The sequence below is a fragment of the Deltaproteobacteria bacterium genome (assembly GCA_016931625.1).
In the GTDB taxonomy this organism is placed as follows: Bacteria; Myxococcota; XYA12-FULL-58-9; order XYA12-FULL-58-9; family JAFGEK01; genus JAFGEK01.
Genome location: JAFGEK010000017.1, coordinates 1 through 13,344, shown reverse-complemented (window position 1 = coordinate 13,344; position 13,344 = coordinate 1). Strand labels below are relative to the sequence as shown.

The 13,344-nt window shown below is 41.3% G+C and carries 14 protein-coding genes; 11 read left to right on the top strand and 3 right to left on the bottom strand.

Annotated features, from left to right (window positions below; all coding sequences use genetic code 11):
• Positions 1-5: 5 nt before the first annotated feature.
• On the bottom strand, positions 6-908 hold the full coding sequence (locus tag JW841_00930; protein MBN1959482.1) for a substrate-binding domain-containing protein: 903 nt from the start codon (positions 906-908) through the stop codon (positions 6-8).
• Positions 909-1,288: 380 nt separating this feature from the next.
• On the opposite strand from JW841_00930, the gene ndhC reads away from it, so the two are divergent.
• From ndhC to JW841_00875, 11 genes are all read left to right on the top strand, one after another.
• Positions 1,289-1,783 (top strand): NADH-quinone oxidoreductase subunit A, encoded by a 495-nt coding sequence (gene ndhC, locus JW841_00925; GenBank protein ID MBN1959481.1) that lies wholly within the window; start codon positions 1,289-1,291, stop codon positions 1,781-1,783.
• A complete protein-coding gene (locus tag JW841_00920) occupies positions 1,780-2,400 on the top strand; it encodes an NADH-quinone oxidoreductase subunit B (GenBank protein ID MBN1959480.1) in 621 nt (206 codons plus the stop codon). Before ndhC ends, JW841_00920 begins: the two co-directional genes overlap by 4 nt.
• 123 nt (positions 2,401-2,523) lie before the next feature.
• Positions 2,524-2,919, top strand: a complete 396-nt coding sequence (locus JW841_00915) for an NADH-quinone oxidoreductase subunit C (protein ID MBN1959479.1) — start codon at positions 2,524-2,526, stop codon at positions 2,917-2,919.
• Between the two features lies 1 nt (position 2,920).
• Positions 2,921-4,042, top strand: coding sequence for an NADH-quinone oxidoreductase subunit D (locus JW841_00910; protein ID MBN1959478.1), 1,122 nt, complete (start codon positions 2,921-2,923; stop codon positions 4,040-4,042).
• Between the two features lie 2 nt (positions 4,043-4,044).
• Entirely contained in the window at positions 4,045-5,325 is a 1,281-nt protein-coding gene (gene nuoH, locus JW841_00905) for an NADH-quinone oxidoreductase subunit NuoH (GenBank protein MBN1959477.1), read from the top strand.
• Entirely contained in the window at positions 5,326-5,985 is a 660-nt protein-coding gene (locus JW841_00900; GenBank protein ID MBN1959476.1) for an NADH-quinone oxidoreductase subunit I, read from the top strand.
• A complete protein-coding gene (locus JW841_00895) occupies positions 5,982-6,509 on the top strand; it encodes an NADH-quinone oxidoreductase subunit J (GenBank protein MBN1959475.1) in 528 nt (175 codons plus the stop codon). Before JW841_00900 ends, JW841_00895 begins: the two co-directional genes overlap by 4 nt.
• Before the next feature lie 6 nt (positions 6,510-6,515).
• Positions 6,516-6,824 (top strand): NADH-quinone oxidoreductase subunit NuoK, encoded by a 309-nt coding sequence (nuoK, locus tag JW841_00890; protein MBN1959474.1) that lies wholly within the window; start codon positions 6,516-6,518, stop codon positions 6,822-6,824.
• Positions 6,824-8,989, top strand: coding sequence for an NADH-quinone oxidoreductase subunit L (gene nuoL / locus JW841_00885; protein MBN1959473.1), 2,166 nt, complete (start codon positions 6,824-6,826; stop codon positions 8,987-8,989). Before nuoK ends, nuoL begins: the two co-directional genes overlap by 1 nt.
• A gap of 21 nt (positions 8,990-9,010) precedes the next feature.
• The gene (locus JW841_00880) at positions 9,011-10,624 is read left to right on the top strand and encodes an NADH-quinone oxidoreductase subunit M (GenBank protein ID MBN1959472.1); all 1,614 of its coding nucleotides are present in this window, start codon (positions 9,011-9,013) and stop codon (positions 10,622-10,624) included.
• Between the two features lie 13 nt (positions 10,625-10,637).
• Complete coding sequence (locus tag JW841_00875; GenBank protein MBN1959471.1) at positions 10,638-12,203, top strand: NADH-quinone oxidoreductase subunit N; 1,566 nt, start codon at positions 10,638-10,640, stop codon at positions 12,201-12,203.
• Positions 12,204-12,213: 10 nt separating this feature from the next.
• Here the strand turns inward: JW841_00875 and JW841_00870 are convergent, their stop codons facing one another.
• Together JW841_00870 and JW841_00865 are read right to left on the bottom strand one after the other, a co-directional pair.
• The gene (locus JW841_00870; protein ID MBN1959470.1) at positions 12,214-12,405 is read right to left on the bottom strand and encodes a 4Fe-4S binding protein; all 192 of its coding nucleotides are present in this window, start codon (positions 12,403-12,405) and stop codon (positions 12,214-12,216) included.
• Positions 12,406-12,744: 339 nt separating this feature from the next.
• A complete protein-coding gene (locus JW841_00865) occupies positions 12,745-13,290 on the bottom strand; it encodes a hypothetical protein (GenBank protein ID MBN1959469.1) in 546 nt (181 codons plus the stop codon).
• Between the last annotated feature and the right edge of the window lie 54 nt (positions 13,291-13,344).

Here is a 13,344-nt window from a genome sequence, read left to right as displayed (position 1 = left end):
CCTGACTAAAACCCACGTGTAAGATTTAGTTGGTGTAATGTGGGATAAGAATGCACCGGCAAGGTAATATTTTTATTTATTATGTTTCCTTGTAGATAGTTAGCCAGTTGAACTATTGCCGGCCCTGTCTCAGAAGGTTTGATAATAGTAGCGGCAAATATTCTTTTATCTACTAAATCTTGTCCACCTTGAGGTAACCCGTCACACCCAATATAGATAATCTTTTTCCATCCAGGTTGTTCATTTTCTATGATACGCTTTGTTGCTAGTGCCATAGCATCATTTTGTGCGGCTACTAAATTAATTTGGTTTATGTTGCCACGGCTACGTCTAAACCAAGACGAAACAACTTGTTCGGCAACTGTTTCAGTCCAATTACCAAGCAAAGTCTGTTCAATATTCATATTGGATATTTTAGATAATCCTTCAACAAATCCTTCATGCCGTGCCCTTGCTGGTAAACTTACATTTGGCCCTTCAACACAGAGAATATTTCCGCCAGATGATAAAAGCGCCATTACTTGCTGAGCCTGAATTGCGCCAATGTCTTTGTTGTCAACATCAACTTTTGAAATAATTGCCTGCGGAAATTCAGTTTGTAAAGTATCAAGATAGGGCGGATGAGAGTCGAGTATTATCCAGCCAATACCATTAGTTACAGCACTTCTTGCAATATTTTCAATGCCATGTGAGCTAACTGGCTCGACAATTATGGTAACTGGGCGTTCATCAGGTTTAGCGTTTATGTGATGTAAAAGTAAACGTATTTGAATTACCGAGTTATTATCACAAAAATGCACTTCTACATCGAAACCAGCGCGTCCCGCAGTTTCGTAAGCGTCATTAGCCATCAATTGCTGATAATCTTGCTTTTTGTTTAATAAGGATACGATTATTTTTTTTTTCATGAATTTATTGCCCCTGCAACATTCGATCATTGCTAGCGAAAGTACATATAATTCAACAATATCCTTTTATAAATAGGGGGTGTCCCTAAATGTCTCCCGTCGATCTTCACGAAATCCGCTACTTACGGCCACGTGCTCGTAAAAATCTTGCCTGCGACTTGCCACTAGCAAGCCTTTTGCATGATTTTACTTAAGCGCGCGGCCATCGTTTACGCGGGCTTTCGTGAATCTCTTAAGTCCAACATTTATAGACACCCCCTAATTATACCAAAAAAGTTAAAGAATCGCATAGTTATAAGATATTTACTGTTAAACAAAAAAGTCAATATTTTTAAATGTGCTGTTGACTTCTGGTTATTAGTAGTTAATTACCGGCTGCTATGTCGTTTGACCTTGCGGTTATATTTGGTTTTCTTCTGGTAAGCGCGGCGTTGCTTTTTGTGCTTCTATCTTTAGGTAGAATGTTTAGAGCCAGAAAGCCAGATGCGCAAAAGCTTTCTACTTACGAATGCGGAGAGAGACCTTTTGGTTCAGCTTGGTTTAATTTTAATAATCGTTTTTATGTAATTGCTTTAGTTTTTGTTGCTTTTGATGTGCAATTAGCTCTTTCCGTGCCAATTATTGTGATTTTTCGTCGTTTTTTAGGTAGCAATAATGCCGGTGCCACAGCAATAGCCTTATTTAGCTATCTTGGTTTTATGATCCTTACATTAGCATATGTTTGGCGACATGGTGATCTAAGCTGGGTACGTGAGATTAAAGAGCATCTTTTTACCAATACTGCTTCTTATAAAACTGATGAAACCGAGTCAGAGGTCAGCGGTGCTAATACTACTAACGCGATAGCCACTGACCCTAAAGCAGAAAGGCTATGACGGTGACGCCCCATATCGAAAGAAGCCCAGATGGTGCCTTTGCCGTTGGTGTGTTAGATGACCTGATTAATCTCGCACGTAAAAATAGTGAATGGTATCTACTTTTTGCCACTGCTTGCTGTGGTATTGAATTAATGCAAACCGGTGGTCCACGAACTGATGCTGACCGTTTCGGCTTTATTTTTAGGCCAACACCCAGGCAAGCAGATACCATCATTCTTGCTGGTACTTTAACTTATAAAATGGCTAGCCGCGTACGTTTGCTATATGAACAAATGGCAGAACCTAAATATGTAATTGCTATGGGTTCATGTGCTAATACTGGCGGACCTTTTTACGATAGTTATTCAGTAGTTAAGGGTGGGGATTTAATTTTACCGGTTGATGTTTATATCCCTGGTTGTCCCCCACGGCCTGAAGCGCTTATTGAAGGGCTTTTACTCGTACAAGATAAAATGGCTAAAGAACCATGGATGCGTAAAGCAAGCGGTCGTTTACCTGAACGTCACGACCCGTGGCCAATAAGTAAACGTAATTCTGGTGATACAAATGCAGCAGCTAATGAAACTATGGCTGCTACTAATATTAATAATTCTATTCATCTTAATAAGGGGTGATTCAAGTTGCAAGCTGCCGACATTTTAACCAAATTACAAACGCAAATAGGTGAAGGTTGCGAGCACATCTCAGGTGTTGGAGATGAGTTTATAAAAGTGCCAGCAGCCAAATGGCACGCTTGCATGCATTTGTTGCATAACTCACTATCGTTTGATTTTTTACGCGCTCTATCTGGTATTGACTACTTACAACAAGATGAGATTGAAGTTGTAGCCCATTTGTTTTCTTATTCGCAACGTGCTCAAGTGGTCATTAAAACTCGCATTGAACGAGCTGCACCTCAATTAGCTAGCGTGCAAGATATTTGGCCCGCAGCCAATTGGCATGAGCGTGAAATATTTGATTTGTTAGGTGTAAATTTTACTGATCATCCAGATCTACGTCGTATTTTACTTCCTGATGATTGGCAGGGTTTCCCATTGCGTAAAGATTATCAAGAGCCCGAATTTTATCAAGGCATTCCTACGCGCAGACACAAGCCCGAGTTATCCACCAATAACCTAACGGAGAGCAAGTAAAATGGTGGCTACTGTTGCGCGCGAAGAATTATTATTAAATATGGGGCCACATCACCCTTCAACGCATGGGGTGTTACGTTTTATTTTGCATACCGACGGCGAGATCATGCGTAAGGCGGTACCTGATGTTGGATATTTGCATCGGGGTATTGAAAAAATTGCCGAACAACATCCATATGCAAACTTTTTACCGTTTGGTGATCGAGTTAATTATCTTGAAGCGATTTTTGTAGGTCAAGCCTATGCTATGGCGGTCGAGCGTTTAGCCGGTATTGTGGTACCGCCACGGGCTGAATATTTACGCATTATTGCTGCTGAACTCAATCGGATAATCTCGCATTTTATTACACTCGGTTCAGTAACCATGGACATCGGGGCTTATACGCCCTTTCTTTACCTATTACGTGAACGCGAGCGTGGCAATGATTTAATGGAGGCGCTTTGCGGCCAACGTCTTACTTATAATTATATACGCATTGGTGGTGTCGCTTACGACGCTGAAGAACAATGGTTAAAAGACGTTGATGCTTATGTTGCTCATCTCGAACCAGTAATGAAAGAATTTGATTCACTTATTTCAGGTAACGAGATTTTTGTTAAACGCCTAGCTAATATAGCCACTATTAATGCAAACGATGCTAAAGCTTGGGGTTTAGTTGGGCCTAATTTAAGAGCAAGCGGTGTTGATTGGGATTTAAGGCGAGACCAACCATATAGTGCTTATAATGACATAAATTTTGAAGTGCCGATTGGTACTGGCTTCCGTGGTGTGGTTGGTGATTGCTATGACCGTTTTTACATGCGCGTATTAGAAATTAAGCAAAGTATCAAAATAGTTCGTCAAGCAATTGCCAAACTACCAACTGGGGAAATTCGTGCTAAGGTTTCACGACTATTAAAGATTCCGGCGGGTGAAACATACAGCGCCGTTGAAGGTGCACGTGGTGAGTTCGGTGTATATTTAGTAGCCGATGGTAGTGATAAACCGTATCGCCTTAAAATGCGCTCGGGTTCTTTTGCCGCACTAAGCATCATTGAACATGTTTCGCGAGGTCTTATGATCGCTGATTTAGTTGCGGTGATAGCAACTCTTGATGTTCTCGCGCCAGAGATGGATCGCTAACCATGCAAGCATTAACACAATATATTGTGTCAACTTTTGGTTTCAGTAGCTTAATGGCAGATGTAACTGCAGCGGTAATGATTATTATTGTTGCGGCCTTAGTTGCAATTATCGCCTTAACAATAGCTGGTGTATTAACTTGGGCAGAGCGCCGCGTAGCTGGACGTACGCAAAGTCGTATTGGGCCAAATCGAGTTGGCCCCATTGGTTTTTTGCAATGGATGGCAGATGGCGTAAAGCTTATTACTAAAGAAGACATCATCCCTGCTGCAGCTGATCGACCTTTATTTCGTTTAGCTCCGTATTTGGTAGTAGTTGGTGTGTTTAGTGCTTTTGCAACTATTCCATTCGGTCAGCTCTTAATCGCTACTGATTTTAATGTTGGTATTTTGTATTTGGTTGCAATTACTTCACTCGTCGTCGTTGGAGTTTTGATGGCGGGTTGGTCATCGAATAATAAATGGGCATTGTTAGGTGGTATACGCTCAGCCGCGCAAGTAGCCTCATATGAAGTTCCTTCAGTTTTATCTATGATGTCTATTGCGCTATTGGCGGGTTCTTTGTCGCTACAAAGCATTATTTCACAACAAGGTGGTTGGCCTTGGCAATGGTATATTTTTTATAATCCATTTACTTTTGTTTGTTTCTTTTTATTTTTCACCGCTGCCGTTGCCGAAGGTAATCGTACACCATTTGACTTGCCTGAAGCCGAAAGCGAATTAGTTGCAGGTTATAACGTTGAATATTCTGGTATGCGCTTTGGTGGATTTTTCTTAGGTGAATTCGCTAATGTTTATTTAATGAGCGCGATTGCTACTGCCTTGTTTTTCGGGGGTTGGCAAATACCTGGTGTTAAAGCCAATGCTCAAGCTAACTCGATATTGCTGCAAGGTTTTGGTGCGATAATTTTTGCTGCGAAAGCGAGCTTTGGCGCGTTTGTTGTTTTATGGCTACGTTGGACATTGCCACGTTTACGTGTCGATCAACTAATGAGCTTATGCTATCGCTACCTTTTACCTTTATCTTTCACGATGCTTGCGGCAAACGCCTTGTATATTTGGTTAGTACCAGAGGCTTCGCTTGCCCATGATATAGTGCGTATAGCAACAACAGTGATGGGTTTTGCTTTTGTTGGGCTTTTTATTAAGCGCATGTTTTATCATATACGCAGTGTAGGTGACTCTATTTCAATTGATCTTGCTCGTGGCCAAGTAGGTGTTTTTGATCCCGAGCTGCAAGTTCGCCACTACGGTGCCTTTCGCAAAAAAGAGGAGTCAAAATAAGTGGGCGCTATTCGCGAATATTTTGCTGCTATCGGTCGCACAGTAAAAAGTCTTAGTGACGGTCTTGCGGTTACGGGCTCATATCTGTTGCGCAAACCAGTTACGCTGCAATATCCTGATCGCACAGTCAAACCAATTGTGGCAATGCTACCAGAACGCTCACGTGGTTTGCTTGAAGTAGATCTTGAATTTTGTACTGGTTGCGGTCTTTGTGAGCGTACTTGTCCGCTTAAATGCATAAAAATAGAGGTAAGCAAAGGCAAAGATCGGCAAATTAATAAGTTTGATATCGATTTTGGTCTCTGTATGCATTGTGGTTTTTGCGAAGAATGTTGCCCGACTGGGGCTATACATCATACGCGAGAATTTGAAGGCGGTACTTATAATATAGATAACTTACTTTTACACTTCGTTGAACAATCAGTGCCAGTCGCTAAGATGGTAAAAAAAGAAGATGCGAATGTAAAACGTCCCCCTTCTGGTTCAGTACTGCGAAGGCTAATGCCCAATGCCAAAGGACAGCGCAGCGCTAAGCAGATTGCAGCGTCCCAAACAATTATGGTGCAGCGACAAGCTGTAAATACAGCGTCCACTGAAAATAACGCTTCTAATGTTTTGAACTCTGGTGCCGATGCTGGCGATGATCGAGGCAAGGCATGAATGATATAACCATACCCGATTTAATTTTTTATGGTGTTGCTTTAGCGACGGTTGCTACAGCTGCGTATGCGGTTTTTTCTCATAACATTGTGCGTGCGGTTTTTGCTTTGTTGGGTACCTTTTTTGGCGTGGCGATAATCTATGGCATGTTAGCCGCTGATTTTGTCGCGGTTATGCAGCTTTTAGTCTATGTTGGTGGCATTCTCGTGCTTATGCTTTTTGCGGTTATGCTTACTTCTAATATCGAAACTGTAAACCGAAGCAATCGTAGTGGTTCATGGCCTATTGGTCTTTTAATGGGCGGGGCTCTGCTGGTTTTATTGGTATCAATTGCAGTTTTAACTCCTTGGCGGCAAAGCTCTTCTTTAACTACACCAGAGCCGACTACTGCTAGTTTGGGTGAGATGTTATCAGGTAACTTAATGCTACCTTTTATAGTGGTGGGCTTAATTTTACTTGGGGTGGTTATTGGCGGGGTAACATTGGCTCGTCGTCATCATCACATAGATAACAAGGCGAAGTAAGTCATGATGCAAGTTGGGCTACAACATTTTCTCGTGCTGGCAGCGATACTTTTTGTGCTGGGCTTAATTACTGTGGTTACCCGTCGTAATGCAGTAGCGGTGTTGATTGGTATTGAGCTTTTATTAAACGCTGCTGGTATCAACATGATGGCATTTGCCCGCTATAGCAATCAAATTATTATTGGTGCAGCTTTTGTCCTTTTTATTATTGTATTAGCAGCTGCTGAGGCAGTTGTTGGTTTGGCACTTATTTTAGCGGTGCATCGCCGCTGGCGTAGCGTTGATCTCGAGCGCGTTGAAACTCTCAAGGGGTAATGGCTGTGACCGTCGTCGACAGTAAATATCTCGCATTTATTCCGTTATTGCCCTTAATTGGTGCAGCAATAAACGGCCTATTTGGTATGCGTTTGCAGCGTGCTTTTGGCAAAGGTGCTATCGCAACTATTAGTATTGCTCTGCCTTGGGCGGCGTTTGTTGTGGCTGTATTAGCTGCATTGCAACTTAATAATGCGCCTACTGGCAGCGTGTTAGTTCATAAAGTTACCGATTGGATAGTTATCGGTTCATATTTAAAAGTTGATCTGGCTTTTTCCCTAGATGCTTTATCAGCAGTAATGGTGCTAGCGGTATCGCTAATTGGTTCACTTATTCATCTATACGCTAAAGGCTATATGGCTGATGACCAAGCTTTTTGGCGCTTTTTTACTTATCTCAATCTGTTTTTGTTTGCGATGCTGGTATTGGTGTTGGCCGATAATATTTTATTAATGTTTGTCGGTTGGGAAGGGGTGGGGCTTTGTTCTTATCTGTTAATTGGTTTTTGGTATGAAGACGTCAATAACGCCAAAGCTGGTATGAAAGCATTTATTGTTAATCGCATTGGAGATTTTGGTTTTATAATTGGCTTTTTTATTCTTTTTTGGGGAATTGGTGGCGTATTTGGTAACTCTGGCTATCAAATTGGCAGTGGCTATACTGTAACTTTTCGCGAGCTATCATCATTGATCGCCGCCAATGCCGATAAAACCCTCTGGGGCCTAGATATTTTTACTTGGGTAGGTATTTTCTTTTTCATTGGTGCCACCGGTAAAAGTGCACAAATTCCATTGTATGTATGGTTGCCAGATGCAATGGCTGGCCCTACACCAGTTTCAGCGCTTATTCATGCTGCGACTATGGTGACCGCTGGTGTTTATATGATTGCACGTATGAATTTTATGTATGTGCATAGCCCGTTAGCAATGACCATTGTTGCAGTTGTTGGTGCGGTCACCGCACTTTTTGCTGCCACTATAGGTGTTACTCAATACGACATAAAAAAGGTACTCGCTTACTCAACCGTATCACAGCTAGGCTATATGTTTATTGGTGTTGGCGTTGGTGCTTTTTGGGCGGGCACTTATCATTTATTAACTCACGCATTTTTTAAAGCATGCTTGTTTTTAGGTGCAGGTTCAGTAATTTTGGCCATGCATCATGAACAAGATATGCGTAAAATGGGCGGGCTCGGTAAGGTTATGCCAATAACCAGGTGGACTTACTGGCTGGCTTGTGTAGCGATTTCGGGATTTCCTATTGCCGCTGGTTTCTATTCAAAAGACGAAATCCTTTGGCGTGCTTTTAACTCTAATAGTTTATTAGTGCCTGGGTTCGTGCCGTGGCTCTTAGGCTTCATTGCCGCAGGGCTTACCTCGTTTTATATGTGGCGTTCGTATTTTATGACTTTCACCGGCCCGGTTGCCAAAGTAGAAGCGCATGGTCATGGTCATAATGGTGATGCAACTCACTCTAGTCATGAAAGCCATAGCAACAGCACTCCTCGCGAACAACCTAAAGTTATAACTAGTGTATTAATCGTACTTGCTCTTGGCGCGGTATTAACCTCATTTATTGGTTTGCCTATACTATGGACGGGCAAGGCACCTTGGCTAGAGCATTGGTTAGAACCGGTATTTGAACATGCTGCAAAGTTGCCTGAGCGTCTTGAAGGTCATGCAGCTCATAGTGCAGAACTTGTTTTGATGCTTAGTTCGATTGCAGTTGCCACTGTAGGTTTAGTCTTAGCCTGGTGGATGTATCGAGGTCGCCAAAGTCAAGTACCTGCCTGTATACTGGCAAGATTTCCAGGGTTAAATCGCTTAGTTTACAACAAGTATTACGTTGATGAGTTTTATCAAGCTACCTATGTAAGAAGCTTTATGTTTACTTCGCGTCTTTTTTCCTGGTGGGACAAAAATATTATTGATGGTGTTGTTAACCTCACTGGCAAAATAACTCGCATATTTGCCGTTATCGATGGTCTTATCGATGCATATATAGTCGATGGTATTGTCAATTTAGTTGGTATGACTATTCGCAGCTTTGGTAATCAAGTGCGCAAAATACAAACTGGTCGATTGTCTCAGTATTTAATGGGCATAGCGATTGGTGCAGTTTTTCTTATAGTGTTAACTCGTTTTCTTATAGACGTTTATGGCTAAAGGTTTTCATTAATCATGGCAATGCAAACTACGTCAACACTTCTTACTTGGATGACCTTTTCGCCGCTATTTGGTGTCGGCGCTATTGGTCTTTTACTCATGCTACGCAAATTGCTGCAGCTATCACCACAAACAGTGAATAACTGCTCGCGTTTATTTGCACTGCTGGCGTCGCTACCATCATTAGCAATGGCAGTAATTTTGTGGGCTAACTTCGATTCAAGCAGTACCCAGATGCAATTTGTGCATCATTTTATCTGGATACGCTCATTTAACATAGAATATTTTGTTGGTATTGATGGCATTAGCATTTCAATGATGGTGCTAACTGCAATAGTTTCAGTCGTTGCCGTTATTGCATCAATGCCTTGGGGTATTGCCGCTGACGATACTAAGCATTTTTCACGGCGCCAACAACCAGGTTTCTTTGCGTTATTGTTGCTGCTTGAAACTGGTATGTTTGGTGTTTTCTGTGCGCTTGATTTCTTCTTGTTCTATGTGTTTTGGGAATTAGTTCTTCTGCCAATGTATTTTCTCATTGGTATTTGGGGTGGACCACGTCGTGAATACGCAGCGATTAAATTCTTTCTTTATACGCTAGCCGGTTCAGTGTTGATGCTTTTAGGTATGATAGCATTGTATTTCGCTTCAGATAAAACCGCGCTAGTTGATGGTACTATAGCTGAGCACACTTTCAATCTAGTGGCTCTGGCAAGCCAGGCGAAAAAGTTTGCCCTAATGTCGCCAATATTAGAATTACCTTTTACTAAGGTTATTTGGGTTGGCATGTTCATCGCTTTTGCGATCAAAGTACCGATGTTTCCATTTCATACATGGTTGCCAGATGCTCATGTTGAAGCGCCTACACCTATCTCAGTCATACTTGCAGGTGTTCTATTAAAGATGGGTACCTATGGCATGCTACGAATTAATTTTGCAGTTTTGCCAGATGCTACTATTTGGGCGCAATGGGCTATAGCAATTTTTGGGGTTATTAACATAGTTTATGCCGCCTTTGTTTGTATGGCGCAAAAAGACCTCAAAAAACTTATTGCTTACTCGTCAGTTAGTCATATGGGTTTTGTGTTGTTGGGTATGGCCGCATTTACCCCGCAGGGGATATCAGGCGCGGTGTATCAAATGTGGAACCACGGTATAATCAGTGCGGCGCTCTTCTTAATAGCAGGCGTTATTTATGACCGCGCTCATCACCGTGAAATTGAAGGGTTTGGCGGACTTGCCAAAATTATGCCTGAGTATGCCGCAATCACCGGTCTTGCATTCATGGCCTCGTTAGGTTTGCCAGGTCTTAATGGTTTTATATCTGAGATATTAGTATTTATGGGTTCGTTCCCAGTGTTCAAAGTAATAACTATTATCGCTGCCACCAGCGTGATTATTACAGCTGCCTATTATCTATGGACAATGCAACGCATGTTTTTGGGTAAACCAAACGAAAAATATGTCGGCTTGTCAGATCTCAATTGGCGCGAACGTATGACATTATATCCGCTTGCTGCTGCTATGGTTATCCTTGGTTTTTATCCAATGCCGGTACTTAATCTGATCAACAAAACACTACATGCTTTAGTGCAACCATTAGCAGTAAAGACTGGATTAATGACCGGACTTTAATGAGGAGCGTGTAGTGAATAGCATCGGTAATATAGACAGTTTTATGTTTGTGCTGCCTGAACTTATTATTGCAGCCACCATGGTTATAATATTTTTGCTTGAGGCATTGATCGCTCCCCAAGGTAAAAAAAGGCAAATCATTTTTCCGCTATTGGCTGGCTTAGGTTTGGTCGCGGCATTAGTTTTATTGTTTGCTACTGGCGGGTTTGCTTTTATTAGCAATCGGCCAATAATTTTTAATGGCCTTATTACTCTTGATCCCTTTTCAGTTTTTTCACGCGGACTGGTAATAATTGCCACTACATTGGTTATATTTCTTGGTATTGATCAACCATCATTACCTGATTCACGACGCATTGAATATCATGGTCTATTACTGCTGTTGACCCTGGGCATGTGTTTATTAGCCAGCGCCAATCATTTATTAATGATTTTTGTAGCACTCGAAACAGTAAGTTTAGCATCATACCTGCTTACTGGTTTTGATAACCGTAGTGGCAGATCAGCCGAAGCTGGTCTTAAGTACGTATTATATGGTGGTGTAGCTTCTGGTGTAATGTTGTTTGGTTTTACTCTGTTGTTTGGTCTGTTTGGAGAACTTTCACTATCCACCCTAGGGCGTGCAATAGTTGGCTCGCAAGCTTTGCAAAATAGTGCTGGTCAATGGGCTGCTTTAATTGCTTTTGTATTTGTGCTTACTGGAATTGGGTTTAAAATTGCGGCTGCACCATTTCATATGTGGTGTCCTGACGTTTATGAAGGCGCACCAACGCCATTTACCGCGCTATTGTCCGTTGCTCCAAAAGCTGCGGGTTTTGCGGTTTTAATGCGCATTACCTTTTTAATTTTTCCAAATACAGCTAATGCAGGTAGGGTGTTGCTTAATCATGCGGTACCATGGGTTTTAGTATTAGGTATTGTTGCTAGTATAACCATGACGCTAGGCAATTTATCAGCGATTTGGCAGAACAATCTTAAACGTCTGCTTGCATATTCAAGTATAGCGCATGCAGGCTATTTACTCATGGGTGTTGTTGCTGGTGGCAGTGATGGTATAGGGGCACTAATTGTTTATCTTGCGGTTTATTTAGCCATGAATATTGGGGCTTTCGCTGTTGTCGCCGCAGTTGATCGTGCTTATCAAAAGGCTCAAGACGCTAAAAGTGACAATGTGCAATTGCATAGTAGCGAAGATATTAGTGCCTTTTGCGGACTTGGTCGACGTGCGCCATTGCTAGCATTATGCATGGCCATATTCTTAATTTCATTGGCTGGATTACCGCCTACTGCTGGCTTTATTGGCAAATTATATCTTTTTGCAGCACTAATTAAAAATGGTGGTTTTTGGTATGTCGCCCTTGCCCTGGTCGGCATTATTAATTCAGTAATTTCGCTTTATTTTTATGCGCGTGTACTTAAAGCCATGTATCTTGAGCGCAATGAAAATGAACAGCCTAACATTACAAGCAAGAGTACTGCGGCATTTTTGGCATTTGGGCTTGCCGCAGCGACTCTTGTTTTCGGTATCTTTTGGCAACCGCTCGCCGATATGGCTAGCTGGTCAGCAAAAATATTTTAATTACAGATAGTTAAGCCTTCACTATGGCAGTATCAGCTACTGGGCAAACACTGACGCACATAACTTCATCTTTACCGGCGCATTCATCGCATTTTGTTGGATCGATTTCATAAATGCTGTCACCTTGCGAAATAGCTTGGTTTGGGCACTCAGCTTCGCAAGCACCACAGCTAATGCAATCTTCAGTAATTTTTCGAGCCATGAAAAACCTCTCACTTAAGGCACTAAAAGGCCACTTAAAACAAACCCGCATTAGTGCCGAGTTTTGTGAATAATGCCTTTTAGCACGAAATAAAAATCAAGCAAGTAGATTTAAGGTAAATAAAAACGTTACTATTTTTACGAATTTAGGGTGTGTCCCTTAATGTATCTATCTTTATAAAACTATATAATTCTAAGCGAAAGCCTCATGATCATACACACATCTTTTGCTTGACATTTTTTTATTTTACCTCATGCCCATGTAAATGGGCATCCAGAAACCATATAACATTATAATAAATATAACCAAGATTCTAAGCTTATGCGAATCAGTATTCTGTCACTCAGCCAGACATTCAAATTCTGCCAACTGCTTTCGAACATGCGGAACTATGCGATCGCAGTTAATTGTTAAAGTTTTTAATAATGGTGCAATTGGTTGCATTTGTTGTTTAATAATAGTGTTGTTAGTGACTAGTTTTGCTGTCTCTTTTCTATCTTCTGAAATTTTCTGCGTCCAGTCTTTTACTTCACATGTACCATTTATATAGAAAATAAAGCTATATTTCTGTTCACCATTTTGATTGTAAATGCTGATCTCGAGAGAATAGCTCAAATCTTCATTAAATTCGTCCATATTGCCATTAGAACGAACTACTGCTTGTCTATTTGTAATGATATTCTGAATAGAATAATCGATAGCACGTTCACGCTCATTTATCTCCCATGACATTTTTTTCACGACTGCCTGATTGCCAGGGTTTAGAGCCGACGCAGGATCTGTTGCGTATTGATATGCCTTCTTAAATAAAGCAAAATTTTTCTTAAAATTTACGGCATGTTCGCTAGTATCTTTGTAAGTTCTCAATAAATACTGGCGAAACATGGGTGTCATCTCGAACGTAGTGAGAGATCTTTTTTATGCTTTTAAATATAAGAT

Bases quoted from the DNA above. Each gene is read 5' to 3' on its own strand.
- JW841_00865 (MBN1959469.1), bottom strand. From the start codon at position 13,290: ATGTTTCGCCAGTATTTATTGAGAACTTACAAAGATACTAGCGAACAT.
- JW841_00915 (MBN1959479.1), top strand. From the start codon at position 2,524: ATGCATTTGTTGCATAACTCACTATCGTTTGATTTTTTACGCGCTCTA.
- nuoK (MBN1959474.1), top strand. From the start codon at position 6,516: ATGCAAGTTGGGCTACAACATTTTCTCGTGCTGGCAGCGATACTTTTT.
- nuoH (MBN1959477.1), top strand. From the start codon at position 4,045: ATGCAAGCATTAACACAATATATTGTGTCAACTTTTGGTTTCAGTAGC.
- JW841_00895 (MBN1959475.1), top strand. From the start codon at position 5,982: ATGAATGATATAACCATACCCGATTTAATTTTTTATGGTGTTGCTTTA.
- JW841_00870 (MBN1959470.1), bottom strand. From the start codon at position 12,405: ATGGCTCGAAAAATTACTGAAGATTGCATTAGCTGTGGTGCTTGCGAA.
- JW841_00930 (MBN1959482.1), bottom strand. From the start codon at position 908: ATGAAAAAAAAAATAATCGTATCCTTATTAAACAAAAAGCAAGATTAT.
- JW841_00910 (MBN1959478.1), top strand. From the start codon at position 2,921: ATGGTGGCTACTGTTGCGCGCGAAGAATTATTATTAAATATGGGGCCA.
- JW841_00880 (MBN1959472.1), top strand. From the start codon at position 9,011: ATGCAAACTACGTCAACACTTCTTACTTGGATGACCTTTTCGCCGCTA.
- ndhC (MBN1959481.1), top strand. From the start codon at position 1,289: ATGTCGTTTGACCTTGCGGTTATATTTGGTTTTCTTCTGGTAAGCGCG.
- JW841_00920 (MBN1959480.1), top strand. From the start codon at position 1,780: ATGACGGTGACGCCCCATATCGAAAGAAGCCCAGATGGTGCCTTTGCC.
- nuoL (MBN1959473.1), top strand. From the start codon at position 6,824: ATGGCTGTGACCGTCGTCGACAGTAAATATCTCGCATTTATTCCGTTA.